At 68.3% G+C, this 14,909-nt stretch carries 11 protein-coding genes; 3 read left to right on the forward strand and 8 right to left on the reverse strand.

Going from position 1 to position 14,909, the window contains the following annotated elements; genetic code table 11:
- Nucleotides 1-99: 99 nt before the first annotated feature.
- The 3 genes from GBZ48_RS32070 (at nucleotide 100) to galE (ending at nucleotide 4,093) form a co-directional block, all read left to right on the forward strand.
- Entirely contained in the window at nucleotides 100-1,404 is a 1,305-nt protein-coding gene (locus GBZ48_RS32070) for an HlyD family type I secretion periplasmic adaptor subunit (RefSeq protein ID WP_425486033.1), read from the forward strand.
- A gap of 99 nt (nucleotides 1,405-1,503) precedes the next feature.
- Nucleotides 1,504-2,934: a DUF2142 domain-containing protein gene (locus tag GBZ48_RS32075; protein WP_174474720.1), complete on the forward strand. Its 1,431-nt coding sequence runs from the start codon at nucleotides 1,504-1,506 to the stop codon at nucleotides 2,932-2,934.
- Nucleotides 2,935-3,097: 163 nt separating this feature from the next.
- A complete protein-coding gene (gene galE / locus GBZ48_RS32080) occupies nucleotides 3,098-4,093 on the forward strand; it encodes a UDP-glucose 4-epimerase GalE (protein WP_174474721.1) in 996 nt (331 codons plus the stop codon).
- Nucleotides 4,094-4,137: 44 nt separating this feature from the next.
- Here the strand turns inward: galE and GBZ48_RS32085 are convergent, their stop codons facing one another.
- From GBZ48_RS32085 to GBZ48_RS32120, 8 genes are all read right to left on the reverse strand, one after another.
- Entirely contained in the window at nucleotides 4,138-5,094 is a 957-nt protein-coding gene (locus GBZ48_RS32085; RefSeq protein WP_174474722.1) for a UDP-glucuronic acid decarboxylase family protein, read from the reverse strand.
- A 45-nt stretch (nucleotides 5,095-5,139) separates the two neighbouring features.
- Nucleotides 5,140-6,003: a glucose-1-phosphate thymidylyltransferase RfbA gene (gene rfbA / locus GBZ48_RS32090; protein WP_174474723.1), complete on the reverse strand. Its 864-nt coding sequence runs from the start codon at nucleotides 6,001-6,003 to the stop codon at nucleotides 5,140-5,142.
- An 11-nt stretch (nucleotides 6,004-6,014) separates the two neighbouring features.
- Complete coding sequence (rfbD, locus tag GBZ48_RS32095) at nucleotides 6,015-6,905, reverse strand: dTDP-4-dehydrorhamnose reductase (protein WP_174474724.1); 891 nt, start codon at nucleotides 6,903-6,905, stop codon at nucleotides 6,015-6,017.
- 8 nt (nucleotides 6,906-6,913) lie between these two features.
- The gene (rfbB, locus tag GBZ48_RS32100; RefSeq protein ID WP_174474725.1) at nucleotides 6,914-7,981 is read right to left on the reverse strand and encodes a dTDP-glucose 4,6-dehydratase; all 1,068 of its coding nucleotides are present in this window, start codon (nucleotides 7,979-7,981) and stop codon (nucleotides 6,914-6,916) included.
- A 98-nt stretch (nucleotides 7,982-8,079) separates the two neighbouring features.
- Nucleotides 8,080-8,631: a dTDP-4-dehydrorhamnose 3,5-epimerase gene (gene rfbC / locus GBZ48_RS32105; RefSeq protein WP_174474726.1), complete on the reverse strand. Its 552-nt coding sequence runs from the start codon at nucleotides 8,629-8,631 to the stop codon at nucleotides 8,080-8,082.
- A 3-nt stretch (nucleotides 8,632-8,634) separates the two neighbouring features.
- Nucleotides 8,635-12,081: a glycosyltransferase gene (locus GBZ48_RS32110; RefSeq protein ID WP_343049755.1), complete on the reverse strand. Its 3,447-nt coding sequence runs from the start codon at nucleotides 12,079-12,081 to the stop codon at nucleotides 8,635-8,637.
- A gap of 213 nt (nucleotides 12,082-12,294) precedes the next feature.
- A complete protein-coding gene (locus GBZ48_RS32115; protein WP_209798311.1) occupies nucleotides 12,295-13,719 on the reverse strand; it encodes an ABC transporter ATP-binding protein in 1,425 nt (474 codons plus the stop codon).
- Nucleotides 13,709-14,557: an ABC transporter permease gene (locus GBZ48_RS32120; RefSeq protein ID WP_209798312.1), complete on the reverse strand. Its 849-nt coding sequence runs from the start codon at nucleotides 14,555-14,557 to the stop codon at nucleotides 13,709-13,711. The genes GBZ48_RS32115 and GBZ48_RS32120 overlap by 11 nt, the downstream gene beginning before the upstream one ends.
- Between the last annotated feature and the right edge of the window lie 352 nt (nucleotides 14,558-14,909).

The raw sequence follows: 14,909 nt of genomic DNA on the forward strand, positions 1-14,909 counted from the left end.
CGGAGATTTGTATAAGACCCGGGCCCCCGTGCCGCCCTGCCCGCCCCGTCGGCACCGCCGCCGGGCTTCGCGCTGGACTATCTGCCGGACGGGGCGGCCATCGAACATGCGCCGCTCCCGCGGGCGGCGCGCTCCACCCTCTATGTGCTGGCCGGGCTGCTGGTGGCGCTGGTGCTGTGGGCCGGCTTTGCCCAGGTCGACCGCATCGTCACCGCCGGCGGCCGGCTGGTGACCACGGCGCCGCTGGTGGTGGCCCAGCCGCTGGAGACCGCGGTGGTGCGCGGTGTCGACGTGCAGGTCGGCGACCGGGTGCGGGCCGGCGACCGGCTGGCGACGCTCGACCCCACCTTCGCCGCGGCGGATCTGGCCGACCTGACCGCCAAGCTCGCCAGCGTCGAGGCGCAGATCGGCCGGCTGCGCGCCGAGCTGGACGGCGGCGACTACACCCCCGCCAGCAACCCCGATGCCGCGGTTCAGGCCGCCATCCTGGAGCGCCGCCGCGCCGAATACCGCTCCCGTCTCGCCTCGCTCGACGAGAAGGCCGGGCAGCTGGACAGCGCCATCGCCGCCGGCCGCCGCGCCCAGGCCGGGCTTGCCGAACGCCTCGCCGTGGTGGGCGAGGTGGAGGACATCCGCCGCCAGCTTCAGGAACGCCAGACCGGGTCCCGCCTGACCTGGCTCGAGGCGCGGGTCGAGCGGCTGCGCATGCGCGACGAGCTGACCGCCCTCCAGGATCGCGAGCAGGCGAGCGCGCACGAGCTGCGCGGCGTCCAGGCCGATCGCGCCGCCTTCGTCGACGAATGGCGCCGCAAGACGGCGGAGGAGCTGGTGGAGCAGACCCGCCAGCGGGCCACGCTGGTCGAGCAGATCGCCAAGGCCGAGCGCCGCCGCTCGCTGGTCACCCTGACCGCCCCGGTCGACGCGGTGGTGCTGGAGGTGGCCAAGCGCTCCGTCGGCTCCGTCATCCGCGAGGCCGAGCCGCTGGTCACCCTGGTCCCCGCCGACGTGCCGCTGGAGGTGGAGGCGGAGATCCCGTCGCGCGACATCGGACTGGTCCGCGTCGGCGATTTCGTGCGGGTGAAGCTGGACGCCTTCCCCTTCCAGCGCCACGGCACCCTGCCCGGCGAGATCCGCACCATCAGCGCCGACGCCTTCACCCACGATCCCTCAGGCGCCCAGGGCGCCGCCGCCATCAACCCGGACGGCCCCCGTCCGGTCGCTGGCGCCGTCTTCCGCACCCGCATCCGCCTGACCGACACCCGGCTGGAAGGGGTGCCCGCCGGCACGCTGCTCAGCCCCGGCATGGTCGCCTCGGCTGAAATCCGCGTCGGCACCCGGTCGGTCCTGTCCTACTTCCTCTACCCCGTCATCCGCGCGCTGGACGAAAGCATCCGCGAGCCGTAAAGGCCGCTCCGTCCCTCCTGCCAAGCCGGAGTTTCCAGGTGGCGCCTGTCCGGCGGATGGGGTACCCACCCGTCAGCCCCTTCAGCGACAGGTCTGGTGATGCAGCGGATAGGTCCGTTCCTCTTTGCCGTTCTGGCAACCATCTCGGCATTCTTTCTGGTCTGGAGCCTGCCGCCCTTCCAGACCGCCGACGAGCCCGCCCACATCTACCGGGCCAACATGATCACCCACGGCTTCTGGGTGGCCGCCAAGGTCCAGACCGACGGGCGGATCGCGGCGGGCGGCCCCTCCGACGTCGCGATCATCGAGGCCTATTTCCCCTTCCACCACGTCCCCTTCAAGCCGGACGAGAGGGCCAATCTGGAGGATTTCGCCAAATCCTTCACCGCCCGCTGGGACGGCCGGGTCTTCAACGTCGCGGCAGAGAACACCGCCCCCTACCCGCCCTTCTTCTACCTGCCGCAGGCTGCCGCCATCGCGGTCGGCAAGGCCATCGACCTGCCGGTGGTGCAGACGCTGTATCTGGCGCGGGCGGCCAACGCGCTGACCTGCATCGCCGTCGGCTTCTTCGCCCTGCTGCTGGCCGGCCGGGCGCATCTGCCGCTGTTCGCCGTGCTGCTGCTGCCGATGTCGGTCTCGCTCTACGCCTCGATGAGCCAGGACGGGCTGGTCATCACCGTCACGGCACTCGGAATCGCCTTCCTGGCCCGGGCGCTGTGCGAAGGCCGGCCGCTGCGCAGCGCGGAGGTCTGGGCCAGTGCGGTCTGCTTCGCCCTGGTGGGCATGACCAAGCAGCCCTACGCCCTGCTCTGCCTGATGCCGCTGGCGGTCCCGGCCGAGCGGGCGGCGGTGAAGCGCCTCGCGGTCGCCGCCTCGCTGGCCGCCGCCGTCGGCTGGGCGGTGTGGATGGCGCTCGCCGTGCAGACGCCGCTGATCCGCCAGGATGCCCCGACCGACGCCATGGGCCAGCTCCGCTTCCTGCTCGACAACCCGCTTGCCGTCCTCACCATCGCCGTGAAGACCTTCCAGGTCTGGGGCGACGAGTATTACCAGCAGTTCGTCGGCATTCTCGGCTGGGTCGATACCCGGCTGCCCAGGCCCTATTACGCCGCCGCCTATCTGGTCCTGCTGCTGTCCTTCCTGCCGCTGCTGCTCGGCCGCCGGGCGGTGGACTGGTATTCCGGTGTGCCGGCGCGGGCCTCGGCGGTGACCGTGGCCGTCGTGCTGGCGACCGGGGCGCTGCTGTTCGGGGCGCTCTACATGGTGTGGACGCCGGTCGGCCAGCTGTGGGTCGACGGCGTGCAGGGGCGCTATTTCCTGCCGCTGGCGGCCCTGCTGCCGCTGGCCTTTGCCAGCGGGCGGCAGGAGGCGGGAGCCGGCTGGTCTTCCGGTGGCTGGTCTGCCGGCCACTGGTCTGCCGGCATGACGGGCGTGCTGGAGCGCGGCCTGACCTGGATGGTCTGGCTCTTCCCCATCGTCAGCATCCTGGTGGTCCAGCGGACGGTCATCCTGCGCTACTACCTCGACTAGCGCCCCCCGCTCTCCATCCGGCTGCCCATCGGGGCTGACCGGGGCGTTGGAGGCCGTTCGAATGATGTCGCCCGCTCGGCGGAAAAGCCCGCAGTGCAGCATGGGCGGGCGACTATCTTCCGACTCTGCCCCAATCGACCCCAATCGAAGACGAAGAGCGGACATGACCACGAGCGACAACGCGACCGTGCTGGTGACCGGCGGCGCCGGCTATATCGGCTCCCATGTGGTGCTGGCCCTGCGCGACCAGGGACGCGCCGTCGTGGTGCTGGACGATCTCTCCACCGGCCGGCGCTCGGCCCTGCCCGATGGGGTGCCGCTGGTCGAGGGCGACGTCGGCGACAAGGCCCTGCTGGCCGAAACCTTCGCCCGCCACGGCATCGGCACCGTGATGCATTTCGCCGGCAGCATCGTCGTGCCGGACTCGGTGGAGCGGCCGCTCGCCTACTACCGCAACAACACGGTGAAGAGCCACGCCCTGGTGGAGGCCTGCGTCGAGGCCGGGATCGGCCGCTTCATCTTCTCCTCCACCGCCGCCGTCTACGGCATGCCGGAGCGGCTGCCCATCGACGAACAGACGCCGACCAAGCCGATCAACCCCTACGGCTCCTCCAAGCTGATGACGGAGTGGATGCTGCGCGACACCGCGGCGGCGCACGATCTGCGATACGTCGCGCTGCGCTATTTCAACGTCGCCGGCGCCGATCCGCAGGGCCGTTCCGGCCAGGTGTCGAAGGTCGCCACCCACCTGATCAAGATCGCCGCCCAGACCGTCACCGGCCAGCGGGCGGAGCTGCAGATCTACGGCGACGACTACGACACGGCGGACGGCACCTGCGTGCGCGACTACATCCATGTCAGCGACCTCGCCGACGCCCATGTCGCCGCACTCCGTCATCTGGAGGCGGGTGGCGCCTCGGAGGTGATGAACTGCGGCTACGGCCGCGGCTATTCGGTGCGCGAGGTGCTGGCGATGGTGGAGCGGGTGACCGGCAAGCCGCTGCCGATGCGCATCGGTCCGCGCCGCGCCGGCGATCCGCCGGCCCTGGTGGCGGGCGTCGAGCGCATCGGCCGCACCCTGGACTGGACCCCGCGCCACGCCGATCTGGAAACCATCGTCGCCTCGGCGCTTGCCTGGGAGGAGCGGCTGGTCCGGTAGGAGCGAAAATTCCCTCTCCCGGGGCGGGAGAGGGAAAGCCACCCTCAGCTGAAGAACCGCCCGCGGAAATAGGCGATGGTGCGGTCCAGCCCCTCGTCCAGCGGCACGGCCGGCTCCCACTGCATCATGGCGCGGGCCTTGGCGATGTCGGGGCGGCGCTGCTTGGGGTCGTCCTGCGGCAACGGCATGTGTTCGATCGTCGAGGCCGAGCGGGTCAGGCGGATCACCTTCTCCGCCAGCTCCAGCATGGTGAACTCGCCCGGGTTGCCCAGATTGATCGGGCCGGTGACGCCGGCCGGCGTGTCCATGAAGCGCAGGAAGCCTTCGATCAGGTCGTCGACATAGCAGAAGGACCGCGTCTGCTGGCCGTTGCCGTAGATGGTGATCGGCTCGCCCTTCAGCGCCTGGATGATGAAGTTCGACACCACGCGCCCGTCGTTGGGGTGCATGCGCGGGCCGTAGGTGTTGAAGATGCGGATCACCTTGATGTCCAGCTTGTGCTGGCGGTGATAGTCGAAGAACAGCGTCTCGGCGCAGCGCTTGCCCTCGTCGTAGCAGGCGCGCGGGCCGATGGTGTTCACGTTGCCCCAATATTCCTCGGGCTGCGGATGCACCGCCGGGTCGCCGTAGACCTCCGAGGTCGAGGCCTGCATGATCCTGGCACCCACCCGCTTGGCCAGCCCCAGCATGTTGATGGCGCCGTGCACGCTGGTCTTGGTCGTCTGGACGGGGTCGTGCTGGTAATGGATCGGCGAGGCCGGGCAGGCGAGGTTGTAGATCTCGTCCACCTCGACATAGAGCGGAAACGTCACGTCGTGGCGCATCAGCTCGAAATGCGGGTTGTCCAGCAGGTGCAGGACGTTGTCGCGGCTGCCGGTGAAGAAGTTGTCGACGCACAGCACGTCGTTGCCGGCCGCCAGCAGCCGCTCGCACAGGTGCGAGCCCAGGAAGCCGGCGCCGCCGGTGACGAGAACACGCTTTCGGTTGGTGAGAGCCGGCAAGGCTGCCTTCCTGTCTTGGCTGTGGGTGCGGGGAGTCGCCTGATTCTAGCCCAGCAGCCCGAGCAGATAGCGCCCGTAGTCGTTCTTCTTCAGCGGCTCGGCCAGACGGCGGACCTGCTCGGCGTCGATCCAGCCGGAGGTGTAGGCGATCTCCTCCGGGCAGGCGATCTGCAGGCCCTGGCGGTGCTGGATGGTGCGGACGAACTCCGCCGCCTCCAGCAGGCTGTCGTGGGTGCCGGTGTCGAACCAGCCATAGCCGCGGCCCATCTGCTCGACCGACAGTTTGCCGAGATCGAGATAGGCGGCGTTGACCGAGGTGATCTCCAGCTCGCCGCGCGCCGACGGCTTCACCGCGGCGGCGATGTCCAGCACGTCGTTGTCGTAGAAGTAAAGCCCGGTCACCGCCCATTTGGAGCGCGGGGCGACCGGCTTCTCCTCGATGCTCAGCGCCCGGCCTTCGCCGTCGAACTCCACCACGCCGTAGCGTTCGGGGTCGCGCACGGCATAGGCGAAGACGCTGGCGCCCTCGGTCTTCTCGCCGGCGGCGCGCAGGATGTTGGTCAGGCCGTGGCCGTAGAAGATGTTGTCGCCGAGGACCAGCGCGCAACTGTCGTTGCCGACGAACTCGCGGCCGATGATGAAGGCCTGGGCCAGCCCGTCGGGCGAGGGCTGGATCGCGTAGGTCAGGTTCAGGCCCCACTGCGCCCCGTCGCCCAGCACCGTCTGGAACAGCGGCTGGTCGTGCGGCGTGGTGATGATCAGGATGTCGCGGATGCCCGCCAGCATCAGGGTGCTGAGCGGGAAATAGATCATCGGCTTGTCGTAGATCGGCAGCAGCTGCTTGCTGATCGCCCGCGTCACCGGGTAGAGGCGGGTGCCGGACCCGCCGGCCAGGATGATGCCCTTCATGGTCTTCGTCCTCACGCCTGCGGCGGGTTGGTGAACAGCTCGTCGATCACGCGGTCGACGCTCTCCTGCCACGGCGGGCAGGAGACGCCGAGACGTTCCCTGGCGCGGGAACAGTCCAGCCGCGAATTGGCCGGGCGGCGCGCCGGGGTCGGGTAGTCGGCCGTGCCGATGGCGGACAGGCGCGGCCGCTTGCCGGTGCGCTCTTCCAGCCGCCGGAAGATGTGCTCGGCGAAATCGTGCCAGGTGGTATAGCCGCTGCCGGTCAGATGGTAGGTGCCCCAAGCCGCGGCGCCTGTCTTCTCAATCGTCCCGGCGATCTGCACGATGGCGGCGGCGAGGTCGGCGGCGGCGGTGGGCGAGCCGTGCTGGTCGGCGACCACCCGCATCTCCTCGCGCTCCTTGCCGAAGCGCAGCATCGTCTTGACGAAGTTGTTGCCGTAGGCGCTGTAGACCCAGGAGGTGCGCAGGATGACATGTTCAGGCGTCGCCGCCCGCACCGCCTCTTCGCCCGCCGCCTTGCTGGCGCCATAGACGCCCAGCGGGTTGATCGGGTCGTCCTCGGTGTAGATGCCGTCCTTCGTCCCGTCGAACACGTAATCGGTCGACACATGGATGAAGGGGATGCCGCGCGCGGCACAGGCCGCCGCCATGGCGCCCGGCCCGTCGCGGTTGATCGCGAAGGACAGGTCGACCTCGCTCTCGGCCTTGTCGACGGCGGTGTGGGCGGTGGCGTTGACCAGCAGGTCCGGCGCGTGGGCGGCGACCGCCTTTTCCACGTCGCCCGGCCGGGTCACGTCGAACTCGGGATAGGGCAGGCCGACCACATCGGTGCCCGGCGCCCAGTTGGCGCGCATCAGCTCGAAGCCGAGCTGGCCGTTGCTGCCGAGAACCAGGACTTTCATGGGAACCTTCACGACGCCGCTCCCTCATCGGTCAGGCCGAGCCGCTCGCCCTGGTAGGAGCCGTTGAGGATGGCCTGCCACCACTCGCGGTTCTCCAGATACCAGGCGACCGTCTTGCGCAGGCCGCTCTCGAAGGTCTCCTGCGGGGTCCAGCCCAGCTCGCGCTCGATCTTGCCGGCGTCGATGGCATAGCGCTTGTCATGGCCGGGGCGGTCGGTGACGAAGCTGATCAGGCGGTCGTGCGGCGCGCCGGCCGGGTCCATCTCGTCGAGATGCGCGCAGATGGCGCGGACGACCTCCAGGTTGGTGCGCTCGTTGTGGCCGCCGATGTTGTAGCTCTCGCCGACCTTGCCCTTCTCCAGAACCAGCCGCAGCGCGCGGGCATGGTCCTCGACATAGAGCCAGTCGCGGATGTTGTCGCCCTTGCCGTAGACCGGCAGCTTCTCGCCCGCCAGACCCTTCAGGATCATCAGCGGGATCAGCTTCTCCGGGAAATGGTAGGGGCCGTAATTGTTGGAGCAGTTGGTCAGCACCACCGGCAGCCCGTAGGTCTCGTGCCAGGCGCGGACCAGATGGTCGCTCGACGCCTTGCTGGCCGAATAGGGCGAGTTGGGGCTGTAGGCGGTGGTCTCGGTGAAGAAGCCGTCGTCGCCCAGCGTGCCGAACACCTCGTCGGTCGAGATGTGGTGGAAGCGGAAGCTCTCCTTGCGGTCGGCCGGCAGGGCCGACCAGTAGCCGCGCGCCGCTTCCAGCAGGCGGAAGGTGCCGACCACGTTGGTCTGGATGAACTCGCCCGGCCCGTCGATGGAGCGGTCGACATGGGATTCGGCGGCCAGATGCATCACCGCGTCGGGCTGGTGGGTGTCGAACACACGCCGCAGCTCGGCGGCGTCGCAGATGTCGACCTTCTCGAAGGCGTAGCGCGGATTGCCCTCGGCCCCCGGCAGGGAGGACAGGTTGGCCGCATAGGTCAGCTTGTCGACATTGACGACGAAGGCGTCGGTTTCGGCGAGAAGCTGGCGGACCACCGCCGAACCGATGAAACCGGCGCCGCCGGTGACGAGAATGCGCGTCATCAAACCACCTTACCGCCGAGAAGCGGGGCCGCCCGCGGCCCCCGTTGTGCAAAAGCTTTGAGTGCCCCGAACCCGGAGCCGCCAACCGGGAGCCGCCGTCAGAACAGGTCGGTCAGCTGCGCCAGGGTCGGATGCTTGTGGTCCTTGTCCGACAGCCGTGCCTTGTCCGCCGACACCGGCCAGTCGATGCCGAGGTCCGGGTCGTTCCACAAGAGGCCGCGGTCATGCTCGGGCGAATAATAGTTGGTCACCTTGTAGATGACCTCGGTGTCCGGCTCCAGCGTGCAGAAGCCGTGGGCGAAGCCGATCGGCACCAGGATCTGGTTCCACTCCGCCGCGCTGATCACCGCGCTGACATGCCGGCCGAAGGTGGGGGAGCCCTTCCGGATGTCGACCGCCACGTCCAGGATGGCGCCGCGCACCACCCGCACCAGCTTGTCCTGGGCAAACGGCGGCAGCTGGAAATGCAGGCCGCGGATGGTGCCGACCTCGGCCGACAGCGACTGGTTGTCCTGGACGAAGTCGTAGTGCAGCCCGGCCGCCTCGAACGTCTTCTTGGTGTAGGTTTCCGAGAAGAAGCCGCGATGGTCGCCGAACTTCTTCGGACGGATGATCTTAACGTCGGGAATGTCGAGGGAGACGACGTCCATGGCTCAGATGCTTTCCTTCAGGCGCTCTTTGCGCAGCTCGGGGCAGGATTTGCGCAGCCAGGGCTTGACCGTGCGCGGCGGGAAGGCCAGCCCGAAATTCTCGGCGTCCAGCGTCAGGTTCGGGTTGTAGTAGGGGTCTTCCAGCAGGCTGTCGCCCCAGCGCTCCTGCATGTAGGCCACCTCGCCCATGAAGCGCTTGACCTTGTCGGGCGCGGTGTCCGGCCCGCGCGAGGCCGATTCCAGATGGTACAGCTCGGCGAACGGCGTCCAGACGACCAGATAGCCCTTCTCGCGGATGCGCAGGCAGAAATCGACGTCGTTGAAGGCGACGGCCAGCTTCTCGGAGTTCAGCCCGCCGACCTCGTCGAAGATCTCCTTGCGCAGGATCAGGCAGGCGGCGGTGACGCAGGACAGGTCCTGGGTCAGCTGGGCCCGGCTGAAATAGCCGTAGGCGTCGCGGGTCAGGCCCTTGTGGACATGGCCGGCCACGCCGCAGATGCCGGTGACGACGCCGGCATGCTGGATGGTGCCGTCGGCGTAGTAGAGCTTGGCGCCGACGGCGCCGACCTCCGGCCGCAGGGCGTGGGAGACCATCTCGGCCAGCCAGCCCGGCTCCATCACCTCGATGTCGTTGTTGATCAGGCCCAGCACCTCGCCGGTCGCCTCGGCGGCGGCGAAGTTGTTGATCGAGGAGTAGTTGAAGGGCGCCTTGTAGGTCAGCACCCGCACCCGCGGCTCGTCCTTCAGCGTGTCGAAATAGGCGAAGGTCGCCGCTTCCTCGCTGTTGTTGTCGACGATCAGGATCTCAAGGTCCGGATAGTCGGTGCGGTGCAGCAGCCCGTCGACGCAGCCCTTCAGCAGATCCACCTTGTCGCGCGTCGGCACGATCAGCGACACCCGCGGCAGCTTCGCCGGCAGGGCGTAGCGGATGCGGGTGAAGCGGGCGGTCGACGGCGAGGTCTCCACCGTGGCGTCGACGCCGCGGCGCTGGAAATGCTCGGTCAGCGCCTTGTGGGCGGCGGCGGTGGCGCGCGGCAGCTCGACCGTGGAGAAGGCCGCGGATTCGGGGAAGACGCGCCAGTGGTAGAGGATCGCCGGGATGTGGCGGATGCGCGCCGGTTCCGTCGCCTCGACCGCGCGCAGCGTCAGGTCATAGTCCTGGCTGCCCTCGAAGCCCAGGCGGAAGCGCCCGGCCTGCTCGATCAGCGAGCGGCGGAAGACGCCCAGGTGATTGACCATGTTCTGGCCGTGCAGCAGGTCCAGATTGAAGCCGGACTTGAAATGCGGGTCGTAGCGCTCGCCCTCCGCATCGATCTTGTCCTCGTCGGAATAGAGGATGTCGGTGTCGGGATGGAGCGCCAGCTCGGCGGCGACCGCATAGAGGGCGTGCGGCGGCAGCCGGTCGTCATGGTCCATCAGCGCCACGAAATCGCCGGTCGCCAGATCCAGCGCGCTGTTGCTGGCGGCGGAGATGTGGCCGTTGGTCTCGCGCCGGACCAGCTTGATCCGGTTGTCGCGCGCCTTGTACTCGGCCAGCACCGTCTGCACATGCGGGGCGGTGGAGGCGTCGTCGGCGATGCACAGCTCCCAGTCCGGATAGAACTGGGCCAGCACGGAGTCCAGCGCCTCGCGCAGGTAGGTCTCCGGCGTGTTGTAGACCGGCATGACGACGGAGAAGCGCGGGCGCGCCGGCAGGCGGGCGATGTCGGCCTTGATCGCCGCCGCGTCCTCCGGCGTCAGGGTGTCGTACATCCGCACCCACGACTTGTAGTCGGCCGACCAGCGGTTCGGCTGCAGTTCCTGCAGGACGCGCTGCTTGGTCGCCTGCCAGCCATGGCGGCGCAGATAGTCCAGCACGCGCGCCGGCTGGTTCTGCCGGACATAGTCGAGCAGGATGTTGGTCTTGCCGATCTCGCGGATGGTGAAGTCGGCGATCTCGAAGGACACCGGCCGGGTGGCCGGGTCGAAGCGCAGCGCCTTGACCGTCTGCGGCAGCAGGGCCAGCTGGCGGAACTCGCCCACCGTGTCGACCGGCAGGCGGATCATCGTCCGCTCGTCGAAGCCGTTGCCGTCGTCGACATAGATCACCGGCACCAGCGGGGCCGAGGCGCGGACCACCCGGTAGGAGATCACGCACCAGTGGCCGGGCAGCCGGCCGCGGTCCGACCGCAGCAGGAAGGCGGGGTCGCTGCCGGTCGCCTCGTAGCCGCCCTGCGGGCTCGGCACCACGTCGTGCAGCGGCTCCAGCGTGATGCTGTGCAGGCGGCGGCGGTAGAAGCGGCCGGCCTTCTGGGTCAGGCGGCCCAGCTTGCGCACCGGCGCCGACAGCTTCCAGGAGGTGGAATTGACCAGGCTGTGGATGTGCTGGTCGCGGCTGGCCACCACGCCGTGCAGATGGGCGATGGCCTGTTCGCGGCCGGTGACCTCCCGGTTCAGGATGGCGATGTCCTGCTGGAGAGCGGCGATGTCGCGGTCCCGGTCGGCGATGGTCCGGTTGTGGGCGGCGTCCTCTTCCAGGCGGATGGCGTGCTGACGCTCGATCTCGGCCTGATGGTCGCGCAGCCAGCCCTGGATGACGGCGATGTCGCGGTCGCGAGTCTCGACCATCTCCTTCAGCTCGCCGCTGTGGGCGATCTGGTCGTCCAGCACCTTGCGGACCATCGCCACCTCGGTGCGCAGGTGCTTTTCCTGCTCTTCCAGGCGCTGGATGGTCTCGGTCTCGATGGCGGCGTCGCCCAGCCGGTCGAACCAGTTGCGGACGGCCCGCAGCCCCTCGCCGCCGGCCTTCTGCACGGCGAACAGCTCGCGCACCGCATCCGGCAGATCCTCGCCGACGCCCAGCACGCCAAGGCCGTTGGAATGCTGGAAGCTGAAGGACGGACGGACGCGGGTGATCTCGTCCCACAGGCGCCAGACGCCGAAATCGTCCTTGCGCACGTTGATGTCGTGGAACAGCACCACGCCGCGGCGGCTCATCTTCGGCAGCCACGTCTCGAAATCGTGGCGCACCGCCTCGTAGGTGTGCAGCCCGTCGATGTGCAGCAGGTCGACGCTGCCGTCGGCGAAATGGAGCAGCGCGTCGTCGAAGGTCATCCGCAGCAGGCGCGAGAAGCCGGCATAGCGCGGGTCATGGTAGGCGGCGAGCGTGTTGTAGATGTCGTCGCCGTAGAAGCCGGCCTGCGGGTCGCCGGCCCAGGTGTCGACGGCGTAGCAGGAGGTCGGCAGCCCGACATGGCGGACCGCCTGGCAGAAGGCGGCATAGGAGTTGCCGGTGTGCGTTCCCAGCTCCACCAGGCTGTCCGGGCGGAGCGCCTCGACGATCCAGAAGGCGAAGGGGACATGGCCGAGCCAGGAGGCCGGCGCCGTGACGAGATCCGGGGTCAGGAGCGTGATCGGCCGGCAGATGCGACGGAGAGCGTCCGATCCCTGGTCCTTCAAAAACGAATCCACCTGTGCCTCTTCTTCTGCCTGGCTTCGCGGCGGGGAGCGGTCCATCGGGGCACCGTTTCAGGCCCGGCGGACGGTCCCGTCACAGCCGCCGACACACATACGCTGACACCAAGCCGGAATGCAAGCCGCTGTCCGGAGCCCGCTTTGCGGTGCCCAACAATGCCCGGAACTGCGGTTTTCCTGCCTCAGTCCGGGGGGATCCGCAGCCTGTCGCTATTTTGTCGCGGGGGCCGGTTGGGAGGTTGCCTGGGGTGCCGACGCCCCCTCCGCTTCCAGGGTGATCGCCAGCATCGGCATGCCGACCAGCCCGCGCACGACGTGGCTGGCATGGACCTTGAAGAACAGCGCGTCCTCGACCCAATGGTGCTGGACGTGGTCCTCCTGCGTGCCCTCGGCGAGCGCCACGGTGATGGAGAAGTCGCCGCTGGGCAGGTAGGGCATCTGGAAGCGGAAGCGGGCGGCGAAGTCCTGGCCGGCCGGGATGGTGACGGGGTCGAGCTGGTAGCTGAGGAAGGTGTTGTCGCCGAACAGGTTCTGGCCCAGCTTGTCCTTCACGTAGAAGCCGACGATCGGGCGGTAGACCTGCTGGTCGGCCCGGCAATCCACCTTCAGCACGATGACCTCGCCGCCCTCCAGCACACTGAGCGGCTGCTCCTCGGCATCCAGGATCGAGACGTTGACGATGGTGGCGCCGCGGTTGCCGAACCAGGGGCCGCTGTCGTTGAAGTCGAACAGCTCGATGGCGTTGCGGAGCTGCGAGCCCTTCAGCAGCTCGGCGCGGGCGTCCTCCACCGGCTCCTCGCGCCTGGCCTGGGGCAGCGCCTGGCGCGCCCCGCCGATGCGGAAGCCGCGCGAGGTGTCCTGGTCGCTGTAGAGCGCCGCCAGATAGTCGTGGCAGACCTCCTTGGCCGGGCCGATCGCCCGCACCGACCCGTTGTCCAGCCACACCACCCGGTCGCAGAGGTTCACCACCTGTCCGGTGTCGTGCGACACGAAGAACAGGGTGCCGCGCTCCTTGAAGCGGTGGATGAAGCGCATGCATTTCTGGGTGAAGGAGGCGTCGCCGACCGCCAGGATCTCGTCGACGATCATGATGTCGGCGTCGACATGGGCCGCCACCGCGAAGGCGAGGCGGGCGTACATGCCGCTGGAATAGAGCTTCACCGGCTGTTCGATGAAGTCGCCGATGCCCGCGAACTCGGCGATGGACTCATAGCGCTCGGCGATCTGCGCGTTCGACAGGCCCAGCACCGAGGCGGCGAGATAGACGTTCTCGCGGCCGGTGAATTCCGGGTTGAAGCCGGCGCCCAGCTCCAGCAGCGCCGCGATGCGCCCGTCGACCGCGATGCGGCCGGAGGTCGGCGTCAGCGTGCCGCAGAGCAGCTGGAGAAAGGTCGACTTGCCCGAACCGTTGCGGCCGATCAGCCCGACCGTCTCGCCGCGGCGGACCTCCAGGTCGACGCCGCGCAGCGCCCAGTACTCGTCGTAATATTTGCGCCGGCCGCGCACCAGCATCTGCTTCAGCCGGTCCTGCGGGCGTTTGAAGATGGCGTAGGCCTTGCCCAGCCCCTCGGCGCGGATGACGACAGGGGTGTCGGCGGTGGGAGCCTTCGTGGGGGTATCGGTCTCAGACGACATCGGCGAACCCCCGGCGGGTCTTCATGAACCAGAGATAGCCGAGCCACGCCACCACCCAGGCGCCCAGCGTCGCCAGACCCCAGTCGACCGGCGACGGGACGCGGCCCCAGAACAGCAGGTCCTTCGACTGCTCCAGGATCGCGGTCATCGGATTGAGGTGCAGGACGGCGCGGAAGCGCTCGGGGATCGCGGTCATCGGATAGAAGATCGGGCTGAGGAACATCAGAACCGTGACGGCCACCCCCACCACCTGCCGCAGGTCGCGCAGGAAGACGCCGGCGGCGGCGAAGAACCAGCTGAGACCCAGCGTGGTCAGGCACAAGGGCACCAGCACCAGCGGCAGCAGCAGCGCCGTCAGCGGTGGCAGCCCGGCCACCATCAGATGGAAGACCACCAGGATGACGAAGCCGATGCCGGCGTTGAACAATGCCACCGCCAGCGACACCAGCGGCAGGATCTCCAGCGGGAAGACCACCTTCTTGATGTAGCTGACATTCTCCAGCAGGAGGCCGGGCGCCCGGCTCAGGCATTCGCCCAGCACGTTGAACAGGATCAGGCCGGAGAACAGCAGCAGGGCGAATTCCGTGTTGCTTCCACCCGTCGCCCCCCAGCGGGCCTGGAACACCACCGAGAAGACGAAGGTGTAGACCGCCAGCATCAGGATCGGGTTCAGCACCGCCCAGACGATGCCCAGCACGGACCCGCGGTACCGGGCGTCGATCTCCCGCCGGGCCAGCCGCAGGATCAGCGACCTGTGATGCCAGGCGGTCTGGAAAAGGGCAAAGGGACCGGCGCCGAAACCCGCTACCGTAGGGTTCCCCGACTGAGAGTTAAACAATTTAAAGTATTCCCCGTCTGCGGCCGGCCGACCATAACCCCCGCTCCGGCGGCGTTCAAGCGAAAGCATCGGCCCGGCCGGAGGGGTGGCGGAAGGGCGTCGAAGGGGCGGGCGCTCCCGAAAAAGAGCGGGTGGAGGAACAGACCTTCGGTTTCCCTCGTTTACCTGAAAGATCGGATAGGTAGTGAAATAGCCCAGGAATTTTCGTTATCACGAAGGAAAACAATTAAATAAACATTCGAGTTTTTCGTGCTGTACGGGCTAATTCCACAGATAAAGCATGACGTTCCCGCCCGGTACGTATCAGTAAATGACGAGTATCGATCAAGCGCGACTTCTCTATTGTAAAGAT

This window comes from Azospirillum melinis, assembly GCF_013340935.1.
In the GTDB taxonomy this organism is placed as follows: Bacteria; Pseudomonadota; Alphaproteobacteria; order Azospirillales; family Azospirillaceae; genus Azospirillum; species Azospirillum melinis.